We start from the raw sequence: 24,218 nt of genomic DNA, 5'->3' as shown, positions 1-24,218 counted from the left end.
GCCAATTTTAGAGAAGCCTTCAGGATCAAGCTGCTTGATGCCCCAGATGACTGCTGAACCGACCCCTTCCACCGAAACCGCAGTGCGCCTCGACATCTGCGGCGCTGGCAGTCTGGTGCGCGCGCTGGTGGCGCTCAATCTGCTTTTGGCGCTGCTCGTGTTGCTGCAATGGCCGCAAGGGGAAGGCCGTATCGGCGCCTTGTTGCTGCTCTCGTGGGTGGAGCCCGCCGCGCTGCTCTGGCTGGCGCTGATGTGCATGACCCAGCGGCTTTGGCGGCTGCGGGGTGCAGCAGCGGTGCTGGCCGTGGCCATGGCGCTGGGCGCCTTTTCGGCGCTGGGTTTGAATCTGCTGGTGCAGCCCTTGTTCGACGCGCTTGCGCCGCGCGCTGCACAGCAGCCCTGGCAGGCTGCGCTGGCGGGGGCGGCGCTGGCGCTGGTCTTTGTGCACTATCTGCAACTGCGCGCACGGGCCTTCACGCCGATCGACATGCAGGCGCGGTTGAGTGAACTGCAGTCGCGCATCCGCCCGCACTTTCTGTTCAACACCCTCAACGCCGCCAGCGCCCTGGTGCGCGAGCAGCCCGAGCGCGCCGAGACCGTGCTCGACGATCTGGCCGAACTGTTCCGCGCCAGCGTGGGCAAGCCGGGCACGCTGGTGACGCTGGAGCAGGAAATGGATCTGGCGCGGCGCTACCTCGACATCGAGTCGGTGCGTTTCGGCGAGCGCATGCGAGTGCAATGGCAGGTCGACGACACCCTGCTGCAAATCCGCATTCCGGCGCTGACCCTGCAGCCGCTGGTGGAGAACGCGGTGCGGCATGGCGTCGAGCGCAGCAGCCGCAGGGTGCAGATCGACATCGATGTGGCCCGGCGGCTGGGGCAGATCGAAGTCACCGTGCGCAACGATCTGCCCGCGCTGAGCGACACGCCCCCGCCGCGCCGTCATGGCACCGGCACGGCGCTGCGCAACATTCGCCAGCGCCTGCATCTGCTGTACGACATTGCGGCCGAGGTCGATCAGGGCGAAGTCGTCGAGGACGGCCTGGCCCGCTGGCGGGCGCGGTTACGCTTACCGCTATGAACGTGCTCATCGTTGACGACGAACCGCTGGCCCGCAGCCGCCTGCGCCGCCTGCTCGCCGAACTGCCCGAAACCGCGCAGGCCATAGTGGACGAAGCGGCCGACGCGGCCGAGGCTTGGGTGCTGCTTCGTGCGCAGCGTTTTGACGTGCTGCTGCTCGATATCCAGATGCCGGGGCAGACGGGCATGGAACTGGCCCGGCGGCTGACGGGCGATCCCGGCCTGCACCATCCCGCCATCGTGTTCGTGACCGCCCACGAGCAGCATGCGCTCGATGCCTTCGGCGTATCGGCCGTCGACTATCTCACCAAACCGGTGCGGCGCGAGCGCCTGGCCCAGGCGATGGGCAAGGCCGTGCTGTGGCTGCGTGCCCAGGGTGCGGAGCAGCAAGCACCCGCTGCGGTGGAAACCGTGTACCTGACGGTGCAGCATCATGGCGCGCTCAAGCGCGTGCCGCTGGCCGACATTCTGTATTGCCGCGCCGAGGCCAAATACACCACCCTGCGCACCGCTGAGCAGCAGTATCTGGTGGACCTCTCATTGACCGATCTGGAGCAGCGCTACGCCGAGCATCTCGTGCGCATTCACCGCAGCGCGCTGGTTGCGGCGCCCGCGATTCGCAGCCTGGAGCGGCCGATGACTCCGCCGGAGGGCATCGCGCCGGAACCCGAGGCCGGAAGTACAGAGACCGACAACGCCACCTGGACTTTGCATCTGCACGGCGTGCCCGACACCCTGCCCGTCAGCCGACGGCGCGTGGCCGCGGTGCAAGCGCTGTTGACTGCCTCCAGACCTGCCGCAGCGCGTCAGCCCCCCAAGTAGGCGAGAAACGCGTGGGGCTGCCCGGCGGCGTGTTTGTCAGGCGAAATTTCAGGCAAAACGTAGGCTCAGCCGACAAGTAACGCCACCGCGCCCAGCAGCAGGCAGTAAATGCCGAACGGCCGCAGCGCCTTCATTTCGTGGTCCGTGAACCAGCGCATCAAAAACCAGGTGGACAGCCAGGCGAACACCCCGGCCAGCACCCCGGCCGCGGCAATCGTGCCCAGCAGTTCATGCGGCACGCCGGCGTGCATCAGCTTGGGCACTTCGAGTACGCCCGCTGCCGCGATGATGGGCGTGGCGAGCAAAAACGAAAACCGCGCCGAGTCGGCATAGTTCAAGCCCAGGCCCAGACCGGCGACCAGCGTGGCCCCGGAGCGCGAAAACCCCGGAATCAGGGCCAGCGCCTGCGCCAAGCCAATGAGGAAGGCGCGCAGCCAGCCCAGTTCCGGCAGGGCGATCAGCCCGCGCCGGTGCTTGAGTGCATCGCCGCCCAGCAGCAGCAGGCCGTTGAGCATCAGCGCGATCGCCGCGAAGGTGAAGCCGCCGAACAGCGCCTTGATCTTGTGCGCCAGCAGCAGCCCAAGCAGCCCGGCAGGAATGGTGCCCGCCACGATCAGCCAGAGCAGACGGGCGTCGGGGTTGGACGTCTTGCCGCCCGCGCGCAGCCAGCCACCGATCAGCCGCGCCCAGTCGCGCCAGAAATAGATCAGCAGCGCGGTGGCCGTGCCCAGATGCAGCACCACGATGAAGGGCAGAAACCAGTCTGCCGTGCGGTCGATGGGCCAATGAAACAGGGCCGGAATCAGAATGCTGTGCCCCAGGCTGGAAATGGGAAACAGCTCGGTCACGCCTTGAAGGGCGGCGATGGCCAGAAGGTAGAGGTGCATGGTGTGGTGAGGGGTTGTGGTTTTGTGGCGCAGATTCTGACAGAGGCAGACTTAGGTTCGTCTGAGCACCCCCAGGGCCGGCTCGCCGACCCGCCCCCCGCGGGGGTCAAGGAAACTTGGGGCGGCCCGGCGTTTCCTTGAGAGACTGCTGTTTTTGTTGCGCTTTTTACGCTTGCGGTGTCACGCCGCGGTCATTTGCAATCTTTACAGTACCCCCTCTTTTAAGGGGGTGAAATGAGCAACTTGACCTTGGCTGATGTGTTGCGAAAAACCTCGGCCGGCCGCCGCGAGCAACAGCAGCGCAGTCAGGCACTGAGTGCAAGGCAGCGGCATGTGCTGATTCTGTGCGACGGCCAGCGCGCCATCGGCGAGTTGTGCGCCTTGATGGGGCAAGAGGTGCAGGAACTCGCGCGGGAACTGCTCGCCGCTGGCTATGTCGAGCGCGTGGGGCTTGCGAATGCGCCGGAGCCCGTGGAGGCGCCGCTGAAGCGGACCTCAAATGCATCCGTTCAGGCTCCTTCGGCACCCGAGCCGAGCCCATCCAGCGTGGCGGCGTCGCAACTGGCGCAAGCCGTAGCGCCGCCGCCCCGGCGCTCCATAGCCTTGTCGCGCATGTATATGTTCGACATGCTGGAGCGACTGCTCGGCGCTCAGAGCGGGCCGGCACGGGCGCACCTGCGCGCCGCCGACCAGCCGGAGGCCGTGCTGGCCGCGCTGCAGGAATGTCTCGCACTCATCACCGAAATCGCCGGATCAGTGCAGGCGGACAAGGTCAGGCAGCAACTGTGCGACATGCTGCCCGAAGACTATCGGCAAAGCTTTGCCGGTCAGGAGCTGGTTACATCCTGATTCAAAGGCATGGAGTCTGCGTTTTGTCAATTCAGGAACGCGTTAAGTCTTGACTGCGACAAAATGACGCGATGAGGCGTGCTGCCTCCCTATAATGGGGCGCTTGTTTGATGGCTCTCAAGACTCTCGCGCCTGCAATGATGAAAAAAGTCCTCTTTCTCGCTTCCCTGATGCTTGCGGCGTCCGCCCACGCGCAGAACGTCGTTGGCAATGCCGCAGAAGGCGCCAAGCTCGTGGCCAGCTGCCAGGGCTGCCACAACATGGGGGGCGGCTATCGCTCCTCCTTCCCTGAAATTTTTGCCGTGCCCATGATCAACGGGCAAAACGCGCAATACATCGTCGATGCGCTGAAGGAATACAAAAACGGCAACCGCCGTTTCCCGACCATGCGCGCCATCGCCGCGTCGCTGACCGACCAGCAAATGGCCGATATTGCCGCCTACTACGCTACGGCCAAAGGCCAGCCCATCAAATAACAAGCGCGGAGATCCTTGATGAAAAAAATTGTTCTGCTGGCAGCGACTGCCTTGGCCCTGGCCCAAATGTTCCAACTGGCCAACGCCGCCGACATCAAAAAGGGTGAAGAACTGGTGAACAAAGGCGGCTGCATTGCCTGCCACGGCGCGGGTCTCGACAAACCCATCGCCCCCAACTATCCCAAACTGGCCGGTCAATACCAGAGCTATCTGTTCCACGCCCTGCAGCAATACCAGGCCAAGCACCAGACCCCGCTATATGGCCGCAACAACGCCATCATGAGCGGCATGGTGGCGCAGTACAACACGCAGGATCTGCAGGACATCGCGGCCTACATCGCCAGCCTGAAGGGCGATCTCTACATCCGCGACGAAATGCACTAATCGTCTGCGAAGTCTTCATTCGCACCTACGAAAAAGCCCGGTCTAACCGGGCTTTTTTGTTGAGCACAATGCGGTCAGGACGCCAGCTCGGCGATGATGCGGTAAAGCAGACGCACGGTGAGGATCACGTACACCGCGCCAAACAGGAAAATCAGCGAGACGATGATGCGGATGGAATCTGCGGGCAGGGTGCTGAAAAAGGGCGAGACGAGATAGCCCGCGGTAAACAGCCCGATCAACAGGGTCAGGCCCTTCCACGCTTTGCCCACCTGCCCGCCGGGAATCTTGCTGCGCAGCAGCAAAACATCCACCAGGCCGTAGATCATGATGGCAATGCCGATGGCATTGATGAAAAAAGCGGTGTCGATCTGCATGTCTCTCTCCAGGTTTGCGGGCGGTGCCGGTCATACCCCCGGTATGACTTTGCGGTGCAAAACGCGGCATTGCGCCCTTTGTTTGATTCTTTACATTGTTCTGGATTGACCTGCGGGCGCCGCTCAGGGTCAACCCCATGCGCTGTGATCGCGGCGCCAAAAAGCGTGAAAAAAGTCGCAGAAATCGTGTTGCGCATGGCGCAGACAGGCCGGTCTTATTCGGACTCGGACTGAGTTTCTGCGGTTTTTGCTGCCGCGGCGTCGGCAAGATCGCGGGCGAAACACAGATCGCGCCAGACGCGGGCCTTGTCGGCCGGGTTGCGCAGCAGATAGGCCGGGTGATAGCTCACGATCACGGGAATGCCGGCGAACTCGTGCACCTGCCCGCGCAACTGGCTGATGGGCGCTTGGCTGCCGAGCAGGCTGTGCGCCGCGAACCGGCCCAGAGCGAGAATGAGCTGCGGCTGCAGCAGGGCCACCTGGCGCTCTAGCCAGGGCGCACATTGGCCCACTTCTTCGGGCTCGGGGTTGCGGTTGCCCGGCGGACGGCACTTGAGCACATTGGCGATGTAAACCGCGCGCTCGGGGTCGTTGGCGCTGCGGTCTAGGCCGATGGCCTGCAGCATGGCGTCGAGCAATTGCCCCGCGGCGCCGACAAAGGGCTGACCTTGGCGGTCTTCTTCGGCGCCGGGCGCCTCGCCGATGATCATCCAGCGGGCTTGCGTGGAGCCGCTGCCGAATACGGCCTGGTGTCGGCTGCTGCCGAGTTTGCAGGCGCGGCAGGCCTGAGCGCCGGCTTGCAGCTCGTCCCAGTCCATGCGGGCGATGGTTTCAATCCGCGCGGCATCCGCGATGGGGATGGAGGACGCAGGTCGTGGCGGCGGGATGGGGCGGTTGGGCTTGGGCGGCTGCGCGACCGGCTTTGCAGTGGCGGGGGTTGCGATGACTTCCGGTGCAGCTTCGGGAACGGGCTGAGCTTGCTGCTCGCGCAGAACTTCGCGCCGCACGAACAGCGGCCCGAGGCCGAGCGTCTGCGTCCACTGCAGGGTTTGCGGGGTGAGGCGAGGGCTGGGCTCAGTCATGCGGGCTGGGCGCGGTCAGGCTGGACGCAGGCCGCGGCGTTGCAGCAGATCGTCCACCTGCGCGGACATCACCAGTGCGTCTTCCCGGCTGGCGCGGCCTTGCGTATCGACCGAGGGGTAATAGTCGCGTCGGCGGGCGATGGGGTAGAAGCCGTAGCGCTCGTAAATGCGCACGGCGTGGGTATTGCTCGGACGCACTTCCAGCCAGAGCAGGTAGGCGCCATCGGCCCGGCTGAGCAAAACCACGGCATCGAGCATCAGCAGGCTCAAACCCTGGCCCTGCACCGCGGGATCGACCGAGATATTGAGCAGATGCATTTCTTCCACGCCGGGCATGGCCACGAAATAGCCGCGCACGGTGTCGGTCTCGTCGGTGAGCACCTGAGCGTGATATTGCGCGGTGAGGGAGTCGGCGAAGTTGCCCCGGCTCCAGGGAAAGTCGTACACCGTGTTTTCGATCTGCGCCACGGCGTCGAGGTCGGCGGGGGTCATCGGTCGCAGGGCGTGCGCCGACTGCCCAGCCGGGGCAATGGCGCCAGACGAGTCGTGCGGACGCAGCCGGGCGTTCATAAGGCAGCGCGAGCCAGTTCGCGCTCCGCCGTGGTCAAGGCCACTTTGTCGCGGACATAAATAGGTTGCGCCAGCGCCGCAGAGACGGTCAGTCCGGCGGCGTGTTGCTGCAGCGACAGCCGGGCCACGGCGGCGGCCGACGGCGTGCAGGCCACGGCGCGCAGTATCGCGCGGTTCAGGGCGAACAGGCGCGGGTTGTCGCTGGCGTGCGAGGCGAAGGCGGCGGAGAGGGCGTCTGCATGCTCGCTCCAGGCATTGCCGCAGGCCAGCAAGCGGGGCAGCACACCGGTCTCCAGATGTTCGGGCAGATCGGCCAGCACCTCGGCCCAGGCCAGCACCGCGTGCTCGGGCCGCTGCACGGTCGGCCGGTGCAGACTTTGCCAGCCCGATGCCTGGGCGCGAAACAGCTCCCAATACAACTCGCCCATGCGCGCGTCGTTCGCCACGAGCACCACCGTGCCCGGCTCGGCTTGCACCGGATCGGGCAACACCGTGCCGTCGCTGCGCAGCAGCGCAAAGGCGGTTTCCGCCTGCGCCATGAGCGTGTCGACGCGCGCCACCGGAAGGTGCAGGGCATAGGCCAGCCCCTGCGCCGCCGACGCGGCCGTGCGCAGCCCGGTGAACGCGCCCGGCCCGGCGCCCATGCCGATCAGATCGAGATCGGCGAATTGCAGCCCGGCCGTGCGCAGCAACTCGGCGCACAAAGGCAGCAGCCGCTGCGAGGCGCGCGGGCCGCCGGCTTCGTCGAAGCTGCGGCAGTGGCCGTCCACGCTGAGCGCAACGCTCAGGGCTTCGGTGCTGGTATCGAGGGCAAGAACACGCATGGAGCAAGAATTATCGGTGAATTGCAGGCGCCGACTTGCAGGAATAATGTGCGGCATGAATGCGAACCTGACTTCTCCTGCGATCCACTCCGTTTCCCTGCCCATCACCGCCTTCATCGGCGGCGGCAATATGAGCAGCGCCCTGATCGGCGGGCTGCTGACCTCGGGGGCGCAACCCGCCAGCCTGCGCGTGGTCGAGCCCTTCGCCGAACAGCGCGCGCGGTTGCAGCAGTGTTTTCCCGGTGTGCAGATTCTGGAAGCGCCCAACGCCGCGTTGCGCGACGCGCAGGCCGTGGTCTGGGCGGTGAAGCCGCAGCAGTTCGCGCAGGCTGCGGCCGACTGCCGAGCGCATCTGGGCGACGCGCTGCACGTCAGCATCATGGCCGGGGTGCGCTGCCGTGCCATCGAGCGGCAGACCGGCGCGCAGCGCATGGTGCGCACCATGCCCAACACCCCGGCGCTCATCGGTCAGGGCATCACCGGACTGTTCGCCAGCGCGCAGGCCAGCGAGGCCGATCGCGCCCTGGCCGATGCCCTGCTGGCCCCTGCGGGTCGGCGGGTGTGGGTGCAGCGTGAAGACCTGCTCGATGCGGTCACCGCGGTGTCTGGCTCGGGCCCGGCGTATGCGTTTTACCTGGCCGAAGCCATGACGCGCGCTGGCGAAGAACTCGGTTTGAGCGGCGCGCAGGCGCGCGAGTTGGCTCTAGCCACGCTGGCCGGGGCAGCCGCGTTGGCGCAGGGCAGCAGCGAGCCCTTGGCCACCTTGCGTGCCAACGTCACCAGCAAAGGCGGCACCACCGCAGCGGCGCTGGGCGTGTTCGATGCGGCCGATATGCAGACCACGATCATCCGCGCCTTGCACGCGGCCGATCAGCGCGCCAAGGAACTGGGCGACGCGCTGGATGATCTGGGTTGAACCCAGAATTTCTATTAGGCGGGGCTACGCCCCTACATGGGCGCTGGCGGGCGGATTGGGGCGTCTTCGCCCCCGCGCTTCGCGCCCATAGCTACGGCTATGGGCTTGTCGCGCAGTGCCAAATCCATCCCCAATCCGTCGCACCATCATCCCATGTCCTAATGGAAAATCTGGGTTGAATTCAGATTTGCCTGAGTTCATTCAGGCTGCGTATGCGCGCGGCGACGAAATCCGGCCGTCCGTGCAGGCCGGTGCGTTCCATCGGCAGATCGCGCGCAGGCCGATGCGGCGGGCGGCTTGCAAATGCCCGGGCGTGTCTTCGACCAGCACGCATTGCGCGGGCCTGAGTCGGTGGCGGGCGAGCACATGGCGCAGCATGCGCGCATCCGGCTTGGGGCGCAGTTTGTGGAACATCCCCATGTCTTCCACCGCGATCAGGCCGTCGACCAGCGGCCAGAGTTTGAGTGTTTTCAGCACGCGGCGGGCATAGTTGCGCGGGGCATTGGTGAGCACCAGCTTGCGACCCGGCAGACGCGCCAGCGCGGCGCGTTCGCTGCCGTCGCAGCGCAGCATGCGCGGCAGGTGGGGAAAGTCGTGCGTCTCGCGCAGAAACTGCGCGGCGTCCACGCCGTGCTCGTGCATCAGGCCCAGCAGTGTGGCGCCGTAGCGTTGCCAGAAATGGGCGCGAATGCGGTTGGCTTCCGCTCGCTCCACGCCCAGATGGCGTTCGATGAAGGCAGTCATCTGCGCATTCATCAGCGGAAACACACGCCAGGAGGCGTCGTGCAGGGTGTTGTCGAGGTCGAGCAGCCAGACGGTCTGACTTGCTGCGCAAGCCGGATTACGCGGCATGTGGCAAATCCAGATTGGCAAAACAGTAGCGCACCGCGCCGAAGCGTGCGGGTGCGGTCCAGGGAGTCAGCCCGGTAACGCGATGCTCCACCGGGCGGGAGAACGCCGGGCCGTCGAACACGAAGGTGTGGAACTCGCCGTTCTCGCCGCAGGCGTCAATGCCCGCTGGCAGGCTGGCGATGAATTCGGCATCGAACTCCCGACCGCAATACGCGTCGTCAAGAAAACGGCTGTCCACGCAAACCACGCGGGCGTGCCAGCCCTGCGCCAGAAACTCGTCCACCAGCGCCAGCCGCGCCTGCCCCCACAGCGGCAGGCATGCCTGCAAACCGGCTTGGGTGCAGACCCGTTCTTCCCAGTCGCGGTGGGCCTGCAGGTCGATGTCGCCAAACACCGCGACCTGCGCGCCGCGCGCGGCCAGCGCCTTCAACTGCGCGACGAATCTGGCGTGGTAGTTGTCCCAGCTTGCTGCGGCCGTCACCAGTTCCAGCCCCAAGGCGTCTGCCTGCGCCTGCATTAACGCCAGCGGCACGCCGTGGCTGCGAAGACGCTGACCGGTTTCTTCGAGCATGGCCAGCAGCCAGCGCACCTCCAGCCCGCTTTCGCGGGCGCGCTGCACGGCGAGCATCGAATCCTTGCCGCCGCTGAACGAGGCCAGCGCCAGGGTACTCAATGCGAACGGATCATGGTGCCGAAGGCCTGTTCGGTCAGCACTTCCAGCAGGATGGCGTGCGGAATTCGGCCATCGACGATGTGCACCGAGTTGACGCCGGATTTGGCGGCTTCCAGCGCGGATGAGATTTTGGGCAGCATGCCGCCGGAAATGGTGCCGTCGGCGAACATGTCGTCGATTTCATGCGCGGTGAGATCGGTGAGCAGTTCGCCTTTCTTGTTCATCACCCCGGGAATATTGGTGAGCAGCAGCAGCTTTTCGGCGCGCAGCACTTCGGCCAGCTTGCCCGCCACCACGTCGGCGTTGATGTTGAACGAGGCGTTGTCCTCGCCGAAGCCGATGGGCGAGATGACCGGAATGAACTGATCGTCCTGCAGCGCCTTGACCACCGAAGGGTCGATGGCCGCCACTTCGCCCACCTGGCCCACGTCGATCTCGGCTTCAGGATTCTCGCGGTCGCGCATGCGCAGTTTGCGCGCGCGAATCAAGCCGCCGTCTCGCCCGGTCAGTCCCACTGCCTTGCCGCCGGCGTGGTTGATCAGGCCGACGATGTCTTGCTGCACCTGGCCGGCCAGCACCCATTCCACCACTTCCATGGTTTCGTCGTCGGTCACGCGCATGCCTTGCACGAAGGTACCCTTCTTGCCCACGCGGCTCAAAGCCTCGTCAATCTGCGGGCCGCCGCCATGCACCACCACCGGGTTCATGCCCACCAGCTTGAGCAGCACCACGTCCTCGGCAAAGTCTTGCTGCAGGGCCGGGTCGGTCATGGCGTTGCCGCCGTATTTGATGACCAGAGTTTTGCCGTGAAATTTACGGATATAGGGCAGGGCCTGGGCGAGGATTTCGGCTTTTTCGCGGGGGGCGATATGCGACAGATCGGGGAAGTCGGTGGACGTGTCGGCGGTCATGGCGAACCTTGGTCGTGAAGGGAGAGAGGCGGGCGCGATGTTGCGGTGCGCAATTCTAGGAGCCCGACGGATTCATCGCCGGGCATGTCGCTTTGAACTCACCCTACACTTCATGTCCCATGCGCAATCCGCTTCTCACCCTCTACCGCACACTCAGCCACCGCCCGCGTTTGAGCGCGGCCATTGCGCTGGGCGTGGTGCTGTGGGTGGTGCTCAGTGCCACTTTGCCGCACACCATTGCGCTGCTCTGGGCGTTTGATGCCAGTGCGCTGCTGTTTCTTGTCAGCACCGCCTGGATGATGGCGCACGCCACGACCGAAACCCTCAAGCGCCGCACCGAGCTGGAGGCCGAAGGACGCTGGACGGTGCTGCTGTTCAGCCTGGTGCTGTCGGGTGCGGTGTTCGCTGCGCTGTCGGTGGAGTTGCATGCGGTGCGCGGTCACCCCGGCACGCTGGCGCTGGCCGGGAGCAGCATCGTGCTGTCCTGGTTGTTTTTTTCGGTGATCTTCGCCCTGCAATACGCCCATAGCGACTACACCGCGCGCACGGCGGGCACGCCTGCGCTGATGTTCCCCAACAATCAGGTGCCCGATTATTGGGACTATCTCTATTTTTCCGTGGTGCTGAGCATGACCTTTCAGACCTCGGACGTGAACATCGCCGGGCGGCATGTGCGCCATCTGGTGTTGCTGCACAGCGTGGCGGCGTTCTTTTTCAATGTGGTGATTCTGGCGCTGACGGTCAATGCCTTGGCCGGCGCTTTCTAAATCGTGAAGGACTTTGACATGACGACCCTTGGCACCCCGCTTTCCCCTACGGCCACCCGCGTGATGCTGCTCGGCGCGGGCGAACTGGGCAAGGAAGTGCTCATCGCGCTGCAGCGCCTGGGCGTGGAAACCATCGCGGTGGACCGCTATGACCACGCGCCGGGGCAGCAGGTGGCGCACCATGCCCGCACGATTCAAATGACCGATCCCGAGGCTTTGCGCGCCCTCATCCTCAAGGAAAAACCGCATCTGGTGGTGCCGGAAATCGAGGCCATCGCCACGCCAGTGCTCGAAGAGCTGGAGGCTGCCGGTGTGGTGACCGTCATTCCCACAGCCCGCGCGGCGCGGCTGACCATGAACCGCGAAGGCATCCGCCGACTGGCCGCCGAAGAGTTGGGTCTGGCCACCTCGCCCTATGCCTTCGCCGATTCGCTGGAGCAACTGCAGACCGCGATCGATGGCGGCATCGGCTATCCCTGCGTGGTCAAGCCGGTGATGAGTTCCTCGGGCAAGGGGCAGAGCAAGCTCGACGGCCCGGCCGACGTGCGCCCCGCCTGGGAGGCGGCGATGTCGGGCGGGCGCGTGGCGCAGAGCCGTGTGATCGTCGAGGGTTTCATCGACTTCGATTATGAAATTACCCAGCTCACCGTGCGCAGCGTGGGCGCCGACGGCGCCGTGCGCACCGACTTCTGCGAACCCATCGGCCATGTGCAAGTGGCTGGCGACTATGTGGAAAGCTGGCAGCCGCACCCCATGAACCCGGTGGCGCTGGAGCGCAGCCGAGACATGGCGCGGCGCATCACCGAAGCGCTGGGCGGGCGCGGCATTTTTGGCGTGGAACTGTTCGTCAAGGGCGAACAGGTCTGGTTCAGCGAGGTCAGCCCGCGCCCGCACGACACCGGGCTGGTCACCCTCATCACCCAGTGGCAGAGCGAGTTCGAGCTGCACGCCCGGGCCATACTCGGCCTGCCGGTGGACCCGTCGCTCAAGACCGCGGGCGCCAGCGCGGTGATCTACGGGGCAGTCGAGGCGCGCGGCGTGCGCTTCGAAGGGGTGGAGGCGGCGCTGGCCATACCCGGAACGGATCTGCGGCTGTTCGGCAAACCCGAGAGTTTTGTGAAACGCCGCATGGGCGTGGCGCTGGCCCGCGCCGAATCGACCGACGCCGCGCGCGCCAACGCCAAGCTCGCCGCGCAGCAGGTGCGGGTGCTGGCGTCAAGCTGAGAGCGTTATAGCGGCAAGGTGGGGTGCATCGAGCTGTCGAAACCGCCGGAGCGCGAGTCGGCGTTTCGGTCGGCATCTCGGCCCGCTTGGCGTGACGCCGATTCCGCCGCCATGGGCGGAATGTTCACCAGCACCAGATTCCAGAACTGATGCCGCACCACGCGGCTGTGCGCCTTGAGCTGCGCGGCCTGCGCCGGCTCGATCGGCGCCCTGGTCGCCAGCTGCTCGCGCAGTCGGGTGTGAAAGATGTGCAGCTCGCGAATCAGGCGCAGGAACGCGGGCCGATCTTCATACATCGCCTGATGGGTCTGGCACCAAAGACCCAGCTCGCTTTGCAGCGCGCCGTTCGGCTTGAGAAACTGCTGACGCTCACTCTCGCTCAGGGTGTCTTGCTGCGCGCGCAGCGCCACGGCGTTGTGCCACACCAGGGCCTGAATGGCATCGGCCGAGATGGCCGGCTGGTGGCGCAGCGAGGCCGTCCAGGGGATGAGTTGGGGCCAGTTGGCCAGCCAGACTTCGAAGTCGGACAGCGACAGCGGCGGCGAAATGGCGTAGCCCTGAAAGCGCCGACAGCCCATGGACGACAGCGCCAGCGCATGCTGCGCCGAGCCCACGCCTTCGCCGATCACTTCCAGCCCCATGAGCTCGGCGATGCGCAGCAGGCCGTAGGAAATGCTCAGGCCCGCGCCGCTGGTGAACAGGTCATGGGTGAAGCTGCGGTCGATCTTGACCGAGGTGATTTCGAGCTGCTGCAGGTGGATCAGGCTGGCGCTGCCAGTGCCGAAGTCGTCGAGGATGACCTGCACGCCCAGCTGGCGGCATTGCGCGACCATGAAGCGCGCCATCGCGCCGTCGAGCTCGGAGCCGTGCTCGGTCAGCTCCAGCGCCAGCAGGCCGGGCGGGCACTGCGGGTGCTGGGCCAGCACGCTGCGCAGGTCGGAAAGAAATTGCGGATCGAGAAAATGCCGCGGACTGATGTTGACGCTGATCTGCAGCGCGCGCCCCGCACCGAACCAGGCGTCGGCCTGGCGCATGGCCGCGGCCAGCACGAAACGGCCCACCGCCACGGCCAGGGTGTCGTCGTCGAGCACGGCCTCGAAAGTCGCTGCGCGGTGCAGGCCCGCCGCGTCGCGCAGCCGCAGCAGGGCTTCGGCGCCGTCGATCTGCACCTGCGGTTCCGCCCCTTTGGCGGCCGATGCCGCCTGCAGAGACAGGATCGGCTGATACTGCAGTTCCAGCCGGTTGTCGCGCAGCGCCGACTGCACCCATTGCAGCTTGCGGTGCCGCTCCTGCATGGCGTCTTCCATTTGCTGATCGAAGATGCGGTATTGCTGTCGGCCGTTTTTCTTCGCCGCATACATGGCCATGTCGGCCCGCCGCACCAGGGTTTGCGCGTCGACGGGCGCATCGGGCTGCTGTACCACCAGACCGAGCGACAGCCCGATCTGCAGGCTGTTGCCTTGAATGATGAACGGCGCTTCGATGCAGTTCACCAGCCGTTTGGCGATGTAGCTGAGCTGCTGTTCGGTGCTGTAGCCGGGCAGCAGCACCACGAACTCATCGCCGCCGAAACGCGCCAGCAGATCGCCCTCGCGCAGCACACCGCGCAGCCGTTGTCCCACGGCGACCAGCAACTGATCGCCGATGATGTGGCCCAGCCGGTCGTTGACGGATTTGAAGCGGTCGAGATCCATCAGCCCGATGGTCAGCGTCTGGTTCGGGCGGCGCTGCATCAGCTCGTTGAGGTGATCGAGAAAGATGCGGCGATTGGCCAGCCCGGTCAGCTCGTCGCGCAGGGCGAAGCGGCGCAGCGCCTTGAACGCCTTGGTCAGCCGCAGGTTGTCCTTGATGAGCGCGCGGCTGAAGCCTTCGACGGTCATCATGAGCGTGGCGCCGAAGGCAAGCACGGTCAGCACGGCAGCCCATGCCAGTGTGCGCTGCTGCCCGTCCGCCATGGGCAACTGAATTCGGCCAGGACTGAGTCCTATCGCCACCGCGCTGAGCGCCGCAAGCAGCAGCAGGCTGGCGGCAATCTGAAGCCGACGCACATGCAGCGCGGCGATTGGAATCAGCGCAAACAGCGGCAGCAGGAACAGCGCCCCCACTGACGGCAACAAGGCGAAGAACAGGAACTGCAGCCCGGCGTTGAGCAGCAGGAACAGCGTGACCGGAAAATCCTCTGCGCTGTTCTGCGTCCGGGGGAAGTAGAGCAGCCAGTTGAGCAGGAGCAGATTGACCGTCACCCCGAGCAGGCCGTAGGCGACGGCAGCCAGCCAGGGCAGCAGCCCCGTTGCGGCATAGACGAGCAGCAGCACCGCGTAGAGCACATAACCTGCGAGAGTGCGGTTCAGCAGGGCGGTGGACGGTGCGGGGCGGTTGTCTGGGTTTTGATCAGGGGCGCGCTGCGTCATGTTCAGTCTGGGCCGCGGCACGCTGCAGGCGGGCACCCCACGAGTGGCGGAGGCCGGACATGCTGCGCACGAGCGAAAGCGTCTTGTTGTGATGGAGTGTTCATGCGGCGCAGAGGCAATGCAAGCGGCAAGGCTTGCAGCGCCCGCTCATTTCACCAAAAAATACTCACAGAACGAGTTTGAGTGCTGGCGGGGTGGAGGGCGCTTCGATGGACTCGGCCGGAGCCGGCTCGAACACGCTGTTGAATTCGGTTGAGTTGACTTCCTCTTGGTCAGATTCGACGGGCTTGTCGACGCCCAGCAGAATCAGATTCCAGAACTGGTGCCGAATGATGCGGCTTTGCTCGCCCAGGCTCTTGATCCTGGCCGACTCCGGGCTTAGCGGGGCCTCGGCCAGTTCTTCGCGCAGCCGGTTGTGAAACACATGATGTTCGCGCATCAGTCTCAGAAATCCGGGCCGGTTGCTGTAACGCGCGCCGTTTTCGTGGCACCACAGGCCCAGGGCGCAGGCGTTCTGGGCATCTGGCTCGATGAGCTGCTTGCGTTCTTCCGCGCTGATGGTGCCGCGCTCGGCGTGCAGCGCGGTGTTGTTGTGCTGCACCAGGGCGTGGATCGCATCGGGCGAGATTTGCGCCTGCTTGGGCAGCAAGGCCGCCCAAGGCAGTTGCGAGCGCCAGGTGGTGAGCCAGGCATCCATGGCTTCGGCGGTCATCGGCCGGGCGATGGCATAGCCCTGAAAACGGCGACACGACATGGAGGCCAGCGCCAGCGCGTGTTGCGGCGTGCTCACCCCCTCGGCCACCACGGCCAGGCCCATCAGCGCGGCGGTGCGCAGCAGCCCGTAAGTGATGCTCAGCCCGGCGCCGCTGGTGAACAGGTCGCGGGTGAAGCTGCGGTCGATCTTGACCGACGAGACCTCGAGTTGTTGCAGATGGGTGAGGCTGGCGCTGCCGGTGCCGAAGTCGTCGAGCGCGACCCGCACGCCGAGATGGCGGCACCGGCTGACGACAAAGCTGGCCATGCGGCTGTCGAGCTCGGAGCCATGCTCGGTGACTTCGAGCACGAGCCGTTCCGGCGGACATTGCGGATGGCGTTCCAGCGCGGTGCGCAGGTCGGAGAGAAACTGCGGATCGAGAAAATGGCGCGGGCTGATGTTGACGTTGACCTGAATCTCCCGGCCCTGCAGATGCCAGCGCTGCGCCTGATCGAGCGCGGCAGACAGTACGAAACGCCCGACCGGCACACCGATTTGCTCGTCATCCAGCACCGACTCGAAGGCGCCCGCGGTATGCACGCCGTCGGCGTCGCGCAGGCGCAGCAGCGCTTCGGCGCTGTGGACGCCAACCACGCCCGCAGCCGTGCCGCCATCGAGTGACAGAATGGGCTGGTAGTGCAGTTCCAGCCGGTTGTGATGCAGCGCGTCGAGCACCCAGTTGAGCTTGCGATCATGCTCCTGCAGGGCGTCTTCCATATGCTGGTCGAAAAAGCGGTACTGCTGACGGCCGCCTTCCTTGGAGGCGTACATCGCCAGATCGGCGCGGCGCATCAAGGTGAGCGCATCCACCGGCTGCGCTTGCTGCTGAATGACGATGCCCAGCGACAGCCCGATCTGCAGGGCGTGGCTCTGCACCGTGAACTCCTGCTCCATGCTTTTGACCAATCGGTCGGCCACTGCGCGCAGCTGGTCGAGCGAGGTGTACCCGGTGAACATCACCACGAACTCGTCTCCGCCCAGCCGCGCCAGCACATCGGTCTGGCGCAGCACGCTACGCAGACGCTGGCCCACGGCCACCAGCAGTTGATCTCCCACCGAATGGCCCAGACGGTCGTTGACGATCTTGAAGCGGTCGAGATCGATCATGCCCACGGCCAGAGCCTGATGCGGATGCTTGACCAGCGTGGCGCTCAGTTTCTGCATGAACGCCCGGCGGTTGGCCAAGCCGGTGAGATCATCGCGATGGGCGATGGTGCGATAGGTCTTGTACTCGTCGCGGATCTGCTCGTTGTGCTGCACCAGCTTGCGGCTGAAGCGCTCCTTGAACAACTGCGTGGCGATGCTGAAAGCCAGCGCTTCGGTGAACGCAATCCACAGCAGCGTCTGCTGCGTCCAGCCGTTAGTGGGAATGCTCCAGCGGCCCGCACTCAACAAGAGAGCGATCAGGGTCATCGCCGCGATCAGGCCGTACATGAACACGATCTGGCGACGGCGAAAGCGCAGCACTTCGATGGGCACGATGCCAATCAGGATCAGCATGGCGATGAACGCAATCTGCGGTTGCCAGATGGCAAAGCCCAGCTGCACGCCCACGTTGAGCAGCAGAAAGACGTAGGTGGGGTAGGTTTTGGTGCGAACCGCTTCGTCGCTCAGGCCCTGTATCCAGAAATACAGCCCGATGTTGCCCAGCGCCCCGGCCAGAAAGTAGGCCCAGGCCACAAAAGTGGGCAGCAGCCCGATCAGCCCGTAGCCCAGAATCGTGAGGGCGCCCGCAGCGTATCCGACCAGATTCAGCGCCAACAGGGCCCGCTGCGGACGCCGCGATCTGTTGGAAGGGTGGGATTGATCCATCGGTGCGAAAACGGATTGCAAGGGGCTGCAGTCTGGGGCGAGTCGCCCGGGGTGTCGGGGTCTCGTGTTGGAGGTCAACGGAACTGCCGTAGTTTAGGGATTGACCTTGAAAGGCACTGTAAATTAAGGGCGATCATCTGACGGAAACGTACTTTTTCCACACAACTCATTACGTTTTCGCCACAAGCGGACCGAAAAGGGTCTGCTGCGCAACAGTCGAGCATTTGCTTGATCTGCATCAAAGCGGAGGTGGATGGAATCGACTTGAGTGCATGTAACTAATTGATACTCATGCTTTCTTTTTGAAAGGAAGTCCATGAAAAAAGCTCTGTTAACCGTCGCGCTCTCCGCCCTGGCCTTTTCGTCGGCCGCGTTTGCGCAAGAAGCGAAAAAGCCGCTGACCTTCAGCGAAATCCAGACCATCCGCATCATGGCTGGCGGGGTGGTGGGCAACGCCCTGGCTCAGACCATGCAGCGTCCGCATCTGGGCCTTCTGGTGAACCGTTCCGTGATCTGCAACGATCTGGCCGGCGGCATCGGCGGCACCTTGACGGTGAACAAGGCCGACTCCCAGCTGACCTTCGAGTCGGTGAAGGACAAGGCCGAGATCGCCTCCGCCGTCGCCCACCTCCTGCCGTCAGACGGCATTTATCTCGCCTTTGGCGGCGAGTGGAAGAAGGAAGAAAACATGGCGCTGCTCGAAGTTGCGCTGGAACAACTGGCCGAGCACAACTACAAGGGCAGTGTGATTTTCCACGTCACCACTTGGGCGCAAAAGCAGCCGCAAGAGATCGCCGCGCGCAACCCCAAAATCGCCAAATATTTTGAAACCGCCACCCTGCGCGCCGTCACGCTGGATCTGAACAAAAAAGAGGCCATGATCAACAAAATCACTTTCGACGGCAAAGACTACAAACTCAACGTCGCCGCCACCGCCCCGATGCGCGACGATTTGGTAGAACTGTTCAAGCGCCAGTAAACCGGGCGGCCGTAAACGCCTCGTCTGCACGACGCCCCACAACACCCCGCCCCGGCGGGGTGTTGTGCTTTTCGGCGCGGGGCAAAAGCAAGTGGGACTGCCGCAGCGGTGATTCGTGTCCTGGCGGACAATCACGCAACACCGCCAGCGCTGATCCTCCCTCGTTTTTTGTCGCCCACCCCGTTGTCTCAAATCCCCCCTTCCGCTGAACAGCCGTCGCCGAACACGGACGACTCGGCTCAGCAAGGACGCCCGCTGGTGGCCATCATCGTGGCCATCGCCTTCTTGATGGAGCAGCTCGACGCCACCATCGTCACCACTGCCATTCCCGACATGGCGCGCTCGCTGCAGGTCAGCGCGGTGCAGATGAGTCTGGCGGTGAGCGCCTATGTGTTGACCCTGGCCGTGTTCATTCCGCTGAGCGGCTGGTGTGCCGACCGCTTCGGCGGGCGCCGCGTGTTCGTGGCCGCACTGGGGCTGTTCACCACCGGCTCGGTGCTGTGCGGGCTGGCCGACAGTTTTCCCATGCTGGTGGCCATGCGGGTGTTGCAGGGTTTGGGCGGGGCGATGATGACGCCGGTCGGACGCCTCATTTTGCTGCGCAGCTTTCCGCGCTCGCAGCTGGTTCGCGCCATGACCTATGCGACGCTGCCCGCCATCATCGGGCCGGTGATCGGGCCGCTGCTCAGCGGCTATCTCACCACGGCGCTGTCGTGGCGCTGGATTTTCTATGTCAACCTGCCTTTCGGTCTGCTGGGCATGGCGCTGACCGCACGCTTCATCCGCGACCTCGATGCCCCAGCGCCGCCAGCTTTCGATCTGTGGGGCTTCGTGTTGTTCGGCCTGGCGGTGGGCTTGGTGCAGGTCTGTCTGGAAGGCGCTGACCATCTGCCGGTCGCCTGGCTGGCCGCGCTGCTGCTGGGGGCGGTGGCGCTGCTGGGCCTGTTTTGGCACCACAGCCGCGGCCGGTCGCATCCGGCGGTCGATCTGGGTCTGCTGCGCGAGCGCGCCTTCGGCATTGCCACCCTGGCGGGCGGGCTGTGCCGCATTGCGATGAACGGCCCGGTTTATCTGTTGCCGCTCATGCTGCAACTCGGGCTGGGCATGAGCCCGGTGCAGTCGGGCGCGCTCACCTTTCTGTCGGCCGTGGCCTCGCCGGTGGTGCGGGTGTTCGTCGGCACCGCCCTGCGGCGGCTGGGTTTTCGCACCCTGCTGCTGATCAGTGCCCTGGCCTGCACCACCAGCCTGTCCACCTTCGCCCTCATCGGGCCGCACACCGAAACGGCGTGGATTGCGGCGGCCATCGTGTTCTACGGCCTGGTGCGCTCCACCCAGTTCATGACCTCCAACACCCTGGCCTATGCCGACATCGATGCGCAACGCCTGAGTCGCGCCACCAGCCTGGGCGGGCTGCTGCAGCAACTCACCGTGAGTTTCGGCGTTTCACTGGGCGCTGCGTGGCTGGGCCTGTTCACGCCCCACCACTTGATGCCCTCGCTGGCGACCTTTCATCTATCTTTTCTGCTGCTCGCCGCGCTGCCGCTGCTCGCCTTGCCCGTCTTTACCCGCCTGCAGCCGCACGACGGCGCCATCGTCAGCGGGCATGTGGCGCCGCAGAATGGCGGGTGACAGTGACGCGGCAACGCACAATGCAGAGTTTCCTTCCCGAGTGATGCATGCCATGGCGCTGAAAGCAACGATTTACAAAGCCGACCTGCAGGTGGCCGACATGGACCGGCATTACTACGCCGACCATGCCCTGACCCTGGCCTGCCACCCCTCCGAGACCGAGGAGCGCATGATGGTGCGGGTGCTGCTCTACGCGCTGTACGCGCAGGAGGGCATCGCCCTGACCAAGGGTCTGTTCGACGTGGACGAGCCCGACATCTGGGTGAAAGACCTCACCGGCGCGATCAAGCTGTGGATCGACATCGGCCAGCCCGATGAGAGCCGCGTGCGCAAAGCCTGCGGGCGCGCGGATCAGGTTGTCGTGGTCTGCCATGCCAGCAGTTGCCCGGTGTGGTGGAAGCAGAACGCGGGAAAGCTCGCGCGGCTGAAAAACCTCACCGTGCTGCGTCTGCCGCCTGAGGTCAGCCAGGCTCTGGGCGGCCTCACCGAGCGCACGATGCAGTTGCAATGTCTGGTGCAGGATGGCGCAGTGTCGCTGAGCAGCGCAGCGGCAACGATCGCTGTCGAACTCGAAACGCTGCAGACTGTCGCGTGAGCGAGGCCGCCAGCGTGAACGCCCCGACCTCTCCCACCTACGCCGATCTCAGCCCCGACGGCGTGCTCGACGCGATCGACAGCCTGGGCCTGCGCTGCGACGGCACGCTGCTGCAGCTCAACAGTTACGAGAACCGGGTTTTTCAGGTAGGTCTGGAAGACGGCAGCCAGCGCATCGCCAAGTTCTACCGCCCCGGCCGCTGGAGCGACGCGGCCATTCTGGAAGAACACGCCTTCACCCTGGAACTGGCCGAGCGCGAGGTGCCGGTCGTGCCACCCCTGCTCTTGGGCGGCCGCACTCTGCATGCCGTCTCCGGGCATCGGCTGGCCCTGTTCGCGCGCCAGGGCGGGCGCACTCCGGAGATCGAACAGGACGAGACGCTGGAATGGTTGGGCCGCTCTCTCGGCAGGCTCCATGCCGTTGGCGCCGCGCGTGCCTACCAAGCCCGCCCCACGCTGGATGTGCAGACCTTCGGCGTGGCGTCGCGCGACTTGTTGCTCGACGGCGGCTGGCTGCCTGAAGACCTGCGCGCCGCCTGGCTCGCCGTCGTCGATCAGGCGCTCGATGCCGTGCGCCTGGCCTATGCGCGGGCCGGGGACGTGTCGCTGATCCGGCTGCATGGCGATTGCCATCCGGGCAATCTGCTCTGGACCGACGAGGGCCCGCATTTCGTCGACTTCGACGACAGCCGCAGCGGCCCCGCGATTCAGGATTTGTGGATGCTGCTCTCGGGCGACGAAGCCGACATGCGACGTCAGTTCGCGGCGCTGCTGCGCGGCTACGAGATGTTCCGCGAGTTCGATGATCGCGAGAAACACCTTGTCGAGACCCTGCGCACCCTGCGCCTGCTGCATCACAGCGCCTGGATCGCCAGCCGCTGGAGCGATCCCGCATTTCCCGCGGCGTTTCCCTGGTTCGGCAGCGTGCGTTACTGGCAGGACCGCATCCTGGAGTTGCGCGAGCAAGTCGCGTTGATGCAGGAACCGCCGCGGATTTAGGAGCCGCCTGGAGAGATCAATGCAACCATTGGCGGTCCATCGATGCTGTTCTTTGCATCTATGCTCGCGTTCCATCATTCCCCCCATGCCCTGCCTTTTCCCGTGAAACCGATACCGTCTCGCCGCGATGCAGCGCCCCATGCGCAGACCGAGACTGGCGACTCCCTCGAACCCGGGCAGCTCTGGGCCTTGGTCGGCGTGCTGCTCGCGACGGTGCTGGTCGTGCTCGACGGCACCATCGTCAACGTCGCCCTGCCCACGATTTCCACCGAATTGCACGTCAGCGCGTCGCAGGCGATCTGGGTGGTCACGGCCTACCAGATGGCCCTGGTCATGGCGCTGTTCCCCTGCGCGGCCATCGGCGACAAGATCGGGCATCGCACGCTCTACGTCGGCGGCGTTGCGGTGTTCACCCTGGCCTCGGCCCTGTGTGTCATGGCGCCGAGCTTCGGCTGGCTGGTGGCCGCGCGGTTCATTCAGGGTCTGGGCGGTGCGGGCATCATGGCGCTCAACGCCGCTTTGCTGCGCGCCATCGTGCCGCAGCGCATGCTGGGCCGGGCCATCGGCTGGAGCGCACTGACCGTGGCCCTGTCCTCAGCAGCCGGGCCGACCCTCGGCGCGGTGATTCTTTCGCTGGCCGACTGGCGCTGGCTGTTTGCCGTCAACCTGCCGGTTGGCTTGATCACCCTGCTGGCGCTGCGGAGGCTGCCGCAGAGCGCACCGGGTCAGCGCCCGCTCGATCTGCCCAGTATGGCCCTGAATGCCCTGGGTTTTGCCACGCTCGTGCTCGGCGTCGACTGGCTCGCGGCCTCCCCCGCGCAAGGCGCTGTGTTGATGGCAGTGGCTGTCACGGCCTTTGCGGCGCTGATCGCACGCGAATGGCAGGTTGAAGCGCCGCTCATTCCGCTCGATCTCCTGCGCGTGCCCGCGTTCCGGCTGTCGGTGTTCGCCTCGATCTGCTGCTTCGCGGCGCAGATCGCGGGCATCGTCGCCCTGGTCTTCGACTTTCAAAACCGCCTCGGCGAAAGCGCGCTGGTCACTGGCCTGGCGTTGACCCCCTGGCCCCTGACGGTCGCCGTGGCTGCCCCTTGGGCCGGGCGCCTGGCCGACCGCGTATCGACCGCCGCTCTCTGCACCTTTGGCGCCGTCTGTCTGGCTGCGGGCCTGCTGCTGGCCGCCTGGATGACGCAGGAACAGCGTCTGCTGCCCCTCGTCGCCAGTACCGTGTTGTGCGGCCTGGGTTTCGGATTCTTCCAGGTGCCGAACAACCGCAACATGCTGCTCGCCGCCCCCCGCGCACGCAGCGCGGCGGCCGGCGGCATGCAAGCCACCGCGCGCCTCTCAGGCCAGACCGCGGGCGCCGTGGCCAGCTCGCTGGTGTTTCACCTGGTGGCCGGAGCCCACGCCCCTCAGGTTGGCCTGCTGGTTGCCACCGGCCTGGCCGCGCTGGGCGCCTTGTTCAGCGTGATGCGTGTAGCGCAGGGCGGGACGGCAAAATCGTGAGACGCCGGGTCAGCACAAGCGCTCGGGTTAGCGGCTGCACCACTGCTGCTCGCAGGGAGTGCCGTCCCTGTTGCCGTCCATCTTCACGCCGGGGCAGTGGGCTAGAAAGTACTTGGCTTCCGCGCAAGAGCGCATCTGCGAGCAATGGATGCGTCCATCGCAGGTGAAACCGGAAACGGTTGCCGCCGGGGAGCCCGACAGCGATGTGGCATGTGGTTGCGTGGTTTGCTTCGCGGCTTGTGCTTCGGCTTGCGCTGCGCGCTTCTTTTTTTCAGCGGCGTTCAGTTCTTCGATTGACGGCGGATTTCGCACTTGAGCAGATGGGCAGGGCGTTTGCTGAAAAGTGACTGTGCCATTCACCACGCATTTGTTCATCGGCGCCGCCTCAACGGCAGAAGTGAACAAAGCAAAAAACAAAGCGGCACCCAGGAATTGTTTGCATCAAATAAAGTTCTATCCTAAAAAGTCGGCAAGTTGTTGATCTAAATAGACTACATCTCTCGCTCCAAATCGAAAACTCCTATCCTGACTTGATCAACTGGCGCCGTGCATGCGCCAAACGCACAAAATAAAGTCCTATCCTGCGCCGGAAGAAACAGGCGCAACTTCTAGCCCAAGCCTGAGTAGCAGTTTCGTCGCCCATAAAGCGGTTCGTCCATTTGCATCAGCCTTGTTTCTCGGGGTCAGTATCTTGGGCATTCGCTCGCAAGCGCACACGTCGGACAATTCTTGCTCAACTTCATGATCCCAGTGACCGCTGGCATCGACCAAGCCATCCAGATATCGTTGGACCGAAGCCTCGACGACGTCAAAAGTCGCGCGACGGCGGAAGCGCAAAGCAATCAG

General features: G+C 65.0%; 25 protein-coding genes. 13 read left to right on the top strand and 12 right to left on the bottom strand.

Annotation, left to right across the window (positions count from 1 at the left end; all coding sequences use genetic code 11):
- Positions 1-46: 46 nt before the first annotated feature.
- A complete protein-coding gene (locus tag ABT24_RS07715) occupies positions 47-1,081 on the top strand; it encodes a sensor histidine kinase (protein ID WP_276731879.1) in 1,035 nt (344 codons plus the stop codon).
- Complete coding sequence (locus tag ABT24_RS07710) at positions 1,078-1,902, top strand: LytR/AlgR family response regulator transcription factor (protein WP_276731878.1); 825 nt, start codon at positions 1,078-1,080, stop codon at positions 1,900-1,902. The genes ABT24_RS07715 and ABT24_RS07710 overlap by 4 nt, the downstream gene beginning before the upstream one ends.
- A gap of 65 nt (positions 1,903-1,967) precedes the next feature.
- Here the strand turns inward: ABT24_RS07710 and ABT24_RS07705 are convergent, their stop codons facing one another.
- The gene (locus ABT24_RS07705) at positions 1,968-2,789 is read right to left on the bottom strand and encodes an undecaprenyl-diphosphate phosphatase (protein ID WP_276731876.1); all 822 of its coding nucleotides are present in this window, start codon (positions 2,787-2,789) and stop codon (positions 1,968-1,970) included.
- A gap of 234 nt (positions 2,790-3,023) precedes the next feature.
- On the opposite strand from ABT24_RS07705, the gene ABT24_RS07700 reads away from it, so the two are divergent.
- From ABT24_RS07700 to ABT24_RS07690, 3 genes are all read left to right on the top strand, one after another.
- On the top strand, positions 3,024-3,638 hold the full coding sequence (locus ABT24_RS07700; RefSeq protein ID WP_276731874.1) for a hypothetical protein: 615 nt from the start codon (positions 3,024-3,026) through the stop codon (positions 3,636-3,638).
- Between the two features lie 110 nt (positions 3,639-3,748).
- Positions 3,749-4,114 carry a c-type cytochrome gene (locus ABT24_RS07695; protein WP_013122287.1) on the top strand — a complete coding sequence of 122 codons (366 nt, stop codon included), beginning with the start codon at positions 3,749-3,751 and terminating at the stop codon, positions 4,112-4,114.
- A gap of 18 nt (positions 4,115-4,132) precedes the next feature.
- Positions 4,133-4,498, top strand: a complete 366-nt coding sequence (locus tag ABT24_RS07690; protein ID WP_156054350.1) for a c-type cytochrome — start codon at positions 4,133-4,135, stop codon at positions 4,496-4,498.
- Positions 4,499-4,572: 74 nt separating this feature from the next.
- Here ABT24_RS07690 and ABT24_RS07685 read toward each other — a convergent pair whose 3' ends face one another.
- The 4 genes from ABT24_RS07685 to tsaB all read right to left on the bottom strand — a co-directional run bounded on the left by ABT24_RS07685 (position 4,573) and on the right by tsaB (position 7,348).
- On the bottom strand, positions 4,573-4,872 hold the full coding sequence (locus ABT24_RS07685) for a hypothetical protein (protein ID WP_013122289.1): 300 nt from the start codon (positions 4,870-4,872) through the stop codon (positions 4,573-4,575).
- A gap of 215 nt (positions 4,873-5,087) precedes the next feature.
- Entirely contained in the window at positions 5,088-5,954 is an 867-nt protein-coding gene (locus ABT24_RS07680) for a uracil-DNA glycosylase (protein WP_276731872.1), read from the bottom strand.
- Positions 5,955-5,969: 15 nt separating this feature from the next.
- Complete coding sequence (gene rimI / locus ABT24_RS07675; protein WP_156054352.1) at positions 5,970-6,524, bottom strand: ribosomal protein S18-alanine N-acetyltransferase; 555 nt, start codon at positions 6,522-6,524, stop codon at positions 5,970-5,972.
- On the bottom strand, positions 6,521-7,348 hold the full coding sequence (gene tsaB / locus ABT24_RS07670) for a tRNA (adenosine(37)-N6)-threonylcarbamoyltransferase complex dimerization subunit type 1 TsaB (RefSeq protein ID WP_276731869.1): 828 nt from the start codon (positions 7,346-7,348) through the stop codon (positions 6,521-6,523). Before tsaB ends, rimI begins: the two co-directional genes overlap by 4 nt.
- A gap of 55 nt (positions 7,349-7,403) precedes the next feature.
- Between tsaB and proC the strand changes: the two genes are divergently transcribed.
- Complete coding sequence (proC, locus tag ABT24_RS07665) at positions 7,404-8,264, top strand: pyrroline-5-carboxylate reductase (protein ID WP_276731866.1); 861 nt, start codon at positions 7,404-7,406, stop codon at positions 8,262-8,264.
- A 201-nt stretch (positions 8,265-8,465) separates the two neighbouring features.
- Here the strand turns inward: proC and ABT24_RS07660 are convergent, their stop codons facing one another.
- From ABT24_RS07660 to argB, 3 genes are read right to left on the bottom strand one after another with little or no spacing between them, the layout of a single operon-like run.
- Complete coding sequence (locus tag ABT24_RS07660) at positions 8,466-9,116, bottom strand: pyrimidine 5'-nucleotidase (RefSeq protein WP_286737626.1); 651 nt, start codon at positions 9,114-9,116, stop codon at positions 8,466-8,468.
- Positions 9,106-9,789 (bottom strand): Dph6-related ATP pyrophosphatase, encoded by a 684-nt coding sequence (locus ABT24_RS07655; protein WP_276731859.1) that lies wholly within the window; start codon positions 9,787-9,789, stop codon positions 9,106-9,108. The genes ABT24_RS07660 and ABT24_RS07655 overlap by 11 nt, the downstream gene beginning before the upstream one ends.
- Positions 9,786-10,700, bottom strand: a complete 915-nt coding sequence (gene argB, locus ABT24_RS07650; protein WP_013122296.1) for an acetylglutamate kinase — start codon at positions 10,698-10,700, stop codon at positions 9,786-9,788. Before argB ends, ABT24_RS07655 begins: the two co-directional genes overlap by 4 nt.
- A gap of 119 nt (positions 10,701-10,819) precedes the next feature.
- Between argB and ABT24_RS07645 the strand changes: the two genes are divergently transcribed.
- The gene (locus ABT24_RS07645) at positions 10,820-11,467 is read left to right on the top strand and encodes a DUF1345 domain-containing protein (RefSeq protein WP_276731855.1); all 648 of its coding nucleotides are present in this window, start codon (positions 10,820-10,822) and stop codon (positions 11,465-11,467) included.
- An 18-nt stretch (positions 11,468-11,485) separates the two neighbouring features.
- Complete coding sequence (gene purT, locus ABT24_RS07640; RefSeq protein WP_276731852.1) at positions 11,486-12,691, top strand: formate-dependent phosphoribosylglycinamide formyltransferase; 1,206 nt, start codon at positions 11,486-11,488, stop codon at positions 12,689-12,691.
- Positions 12,692-12,696: 5 nt separating this feature from the next.
- Here purT and ABT24_RS07635 read toward each other — a convergent pair whose 3' ends face one another.
- Entirely contained in the window at positions 12,697-15,102 is a 2,406-nt protein-coding gene (locus ABT24_RS07635; protein WP_276731849.1) for a putative bifunctional diguanylate cyclase/phosphodiesterase, read from the bottom strand.
- A 166-nt stretch (positions 15,103-15,268) separates the two neighbouring features.
- The gene (locus ABT24_RS07630) at positions 15,269-17,668 is read right to left on the bottom strand and encodes a putative bifunctional diguanylate cyclase/phosphodiesterase (protein ID WP_276731846.1); all 2,400 of its coding nucleotides are present in this window, start codon (positions 17,666-17,668) and stop codon (positions 15,269-15,271) included.
- 316 nt (positions 17,669-17,984) lie between these two features.
- Between ABT24_RS07630 and ABT24_RS07625 the strand changes: the two genes are divergently transcribed.
- From ABT24_RS07625 to ABT24_RS07605, 5 genes are all read left to right on the top strand, one after another.
- Positions 17,985-18,647: a hypothetical protein gene (locus ABT24_RS07625; RefSeq protein ID WP_276731843.1), complete on the top strand. Its 663-nt coding sequence runs from the start codon at positions 17,985-17,987 to the stop codon at positions 18,645-18,647.
- A gap of 258 nt (positions 18,648-18,905) precedes the next feature.
- On the top strand, positions 18,906-20,276 hold the full coding sequence (locus tag ABT24_RS07620) for an MDR family MFS transporter (RefSeq protein ID WP_276731840.1): 1,371 nt from the start codon (positions 18,906-18,908) through the stop codon (positions 20,274-20,276).
- Positions 20,277-20,328: 52 nt separating this feature from the next.
- A complete protein-coding gene (locus ABT24_RS07615; RefSeq protein ID WP_013104774.1) occupies positions 20,329-20,871 on the top strand; it encodes a YaeQ family protein in 543 nt (180 codons plus the stop codon).
- Positions 20,868-21,869 (top strand): serine/threonine protein kinase, encoded by a 1,002-nt coding sequence (locus ABT24_RS07610; protein ID WP_276731837.1) that lies wholly within the window; start codon positions 20,868-20,870, stop codon positions 21,867-21,869. The genes ABT24_RS07615 and ABT24_RS07610 overlap by 4 nt, the downstream gene beginning before the upstream one ends.
- 102 nt (positions 21,870-21,971) lie before the next feature.
- Complete coding sequence (locus tag ABT24_RS07605; protein ID WP_276731835.1) at positions 21,972-23,372, top strand: MFS transporter; 1,401 nt, start codon at positions 21,972-21,974, stop codon at positions 23,370-23,372.
- 27 nt (positions 23,373-23,399) lie between these two features.
- Here ABT24_RS07605 and ABT24_RS07600 read toward each other — a convergent pair whose 3' ends face one another.
- Both ABT24_RS07600 and ABT24_RS07595 read right to left on the bottom strand, forming a co-directional pair.
- On the bottom strand, positions 23,400-23,789 hold the full coding sequence (locus ABT24_RS07600) for an excalibur calcium-binding domain-containing protein (protein WP_276731832.1): 390 nt from the start codon (positions 23,787-23,789) through the stop codon (positions 23,400-23,402).
- Positions 23,790-23,948: 159 nt separating this feature from the next.
- Positions 23,949-24,218, bottom strand: a 270-nt coding sequence (locus ABT24_RS07595) for a hypothetical protein (RefSeq protein ID WP_276708570.1), incomplete at its 5' end; no start/stop codon positions are given.

This window comes from Thiomonas sp. SCN 64-16 (genome assembly GCF_001725585.1).
GTDB lineage: Bacteria > Pseudomonadota > Gammaproteobacteria > Burkholderiales > Burkholderiaceae_C > Thiomonas > Thiomonas arsenitoxydans.
Note: the sequence above shows the minus strand (reverse complement) of the source record. Positions and strands in the feature narration are given on the sequence as shown.

Coding starts and splice junctions, on each gene's coding strand:
- ABT24_RS07685 (WP_013122289.1), bottom strand. CDS start 4,872: ATGCAGATCGACACCGCTTTTTTCATCAATGCCATCGGCATTGCCATC.
- ABT24_RS07615 (WP_013104774.1), top strand. CDS start 20,329: ATGGCGCTGAAAGCAACGATTTACAAAGCCGACCTGCAGGTGGCCGAC.
- ABT24_RS07645 (WP_276731855.1), top strand. CDS start 10,820: ATGCGCAATCCGCTTCTCACCCTCTACCGCACACTCAGCCACCGCCCG.
- tsaB (WP_276731869.1), bottom strand. CDS start 7,348: ATGCGTGTTCTTGCCCTCGATACCAGCACCGAAGCCCTGAGCGTTGCG.
- ABT24_RS07705 (WP_276731876.1), bottom strand. CDS start 2,789: ATGCACCTCTACCTTCTGGCCATCGCCGCCCTTCAAGGCGTGACCGAG.
- ABT24_RS07660 (WP_286737626.1), bottom strand. CDS start 9,116: ATGCCGCGTAATCCGGCTTGCGCAGCAAGTCAGACCGTCTGGCTGCTC.
- ABT24_RS07630 (WP_276731846.1), bottom strand. CDS start 17,668: ATGGATCAATCCCACCCTTCCAACAGATCGCGGCGTCCGCAGCGGGCC.
- argB (WP_013122296.1), bottom strand. CDS start 10,700: ATGACCGCCGACACGTCCACCGACTTCCCCGATCTGTCGCATATCGCC.
- ABT24_RS07690 (WP_156054350.1), top strand. CDS start 4,133: ATGAAAAAAATTGTTCTGCTGGCAGCGACTGCCTTGGCCCTGGCCCAA.
- ABT24_RS07635 (WP_276731849.1), bottom strand. CDS start 15,102: ATGACGCAGCGCGCCCCTGATCAAAACCCAGACAACCGCCCCGCACCG.
- purT (WP_276731852.1), top strand. CDS start 11,486: ATGACGACCCTTGGCACCCCGCTTTCCCCTACGGCCACCCGCGTGATG.
- ABT24_RS07680 (WP_276731872.1), bottom strand. CDS start 5,954: ATGACTGAGCCCAGCCCTCGCCTCACCCCGCAAACCCTGCAGTGGACG.
- proC (WP_276731866.1), top strand. CDS start 7,404: ATGAATGCGAACCTGACTTCTCCTGCGATCCACTCCGTTTCCCTGCCC.
- rimI (WP_156054352.1), bottom strand. CDS start 6,524: ATGAACGCCCGGCTGCGTCCGCACGACTCGTCTGGCGCCATTGCCCCG.
- ABT24_RS07715 (WP_276731879.1), top strand. CDS start 47: ATGACTGCTGAACCGACCCCTTCCACCGAAACCGCAGTGCGCCTCGAC.
- ABT24_RS07710 (WP_276731878.1), top strand. CDS start 1,078: ATGAACGTGCTCATCGTTGACGACGAACCGCTGGCCCGCAGCCGCCTG.
- ABT24_RS07700 (WP_276731874.1), top strand. CDS start 3,024: ATGAGCAACTTGACCTTGGCTGATGTGTTGCGAAAAACCTCGGCCGGC.
- ABT24_RS07695 (WP_013122287.1), top strand. CDS start 3,749: ATGGCTCTCAAGACTCTCGCGCCTGCAATGATGAAAAAAGTCCTCTTT.
- ABT24_RS07625 (WP_276731843.1), top strand. CDS start 17,985: ATGAAAAAAGCTCTGTTAACCGTCGCGCTCTCCGCCCTGGCCTTTTCG.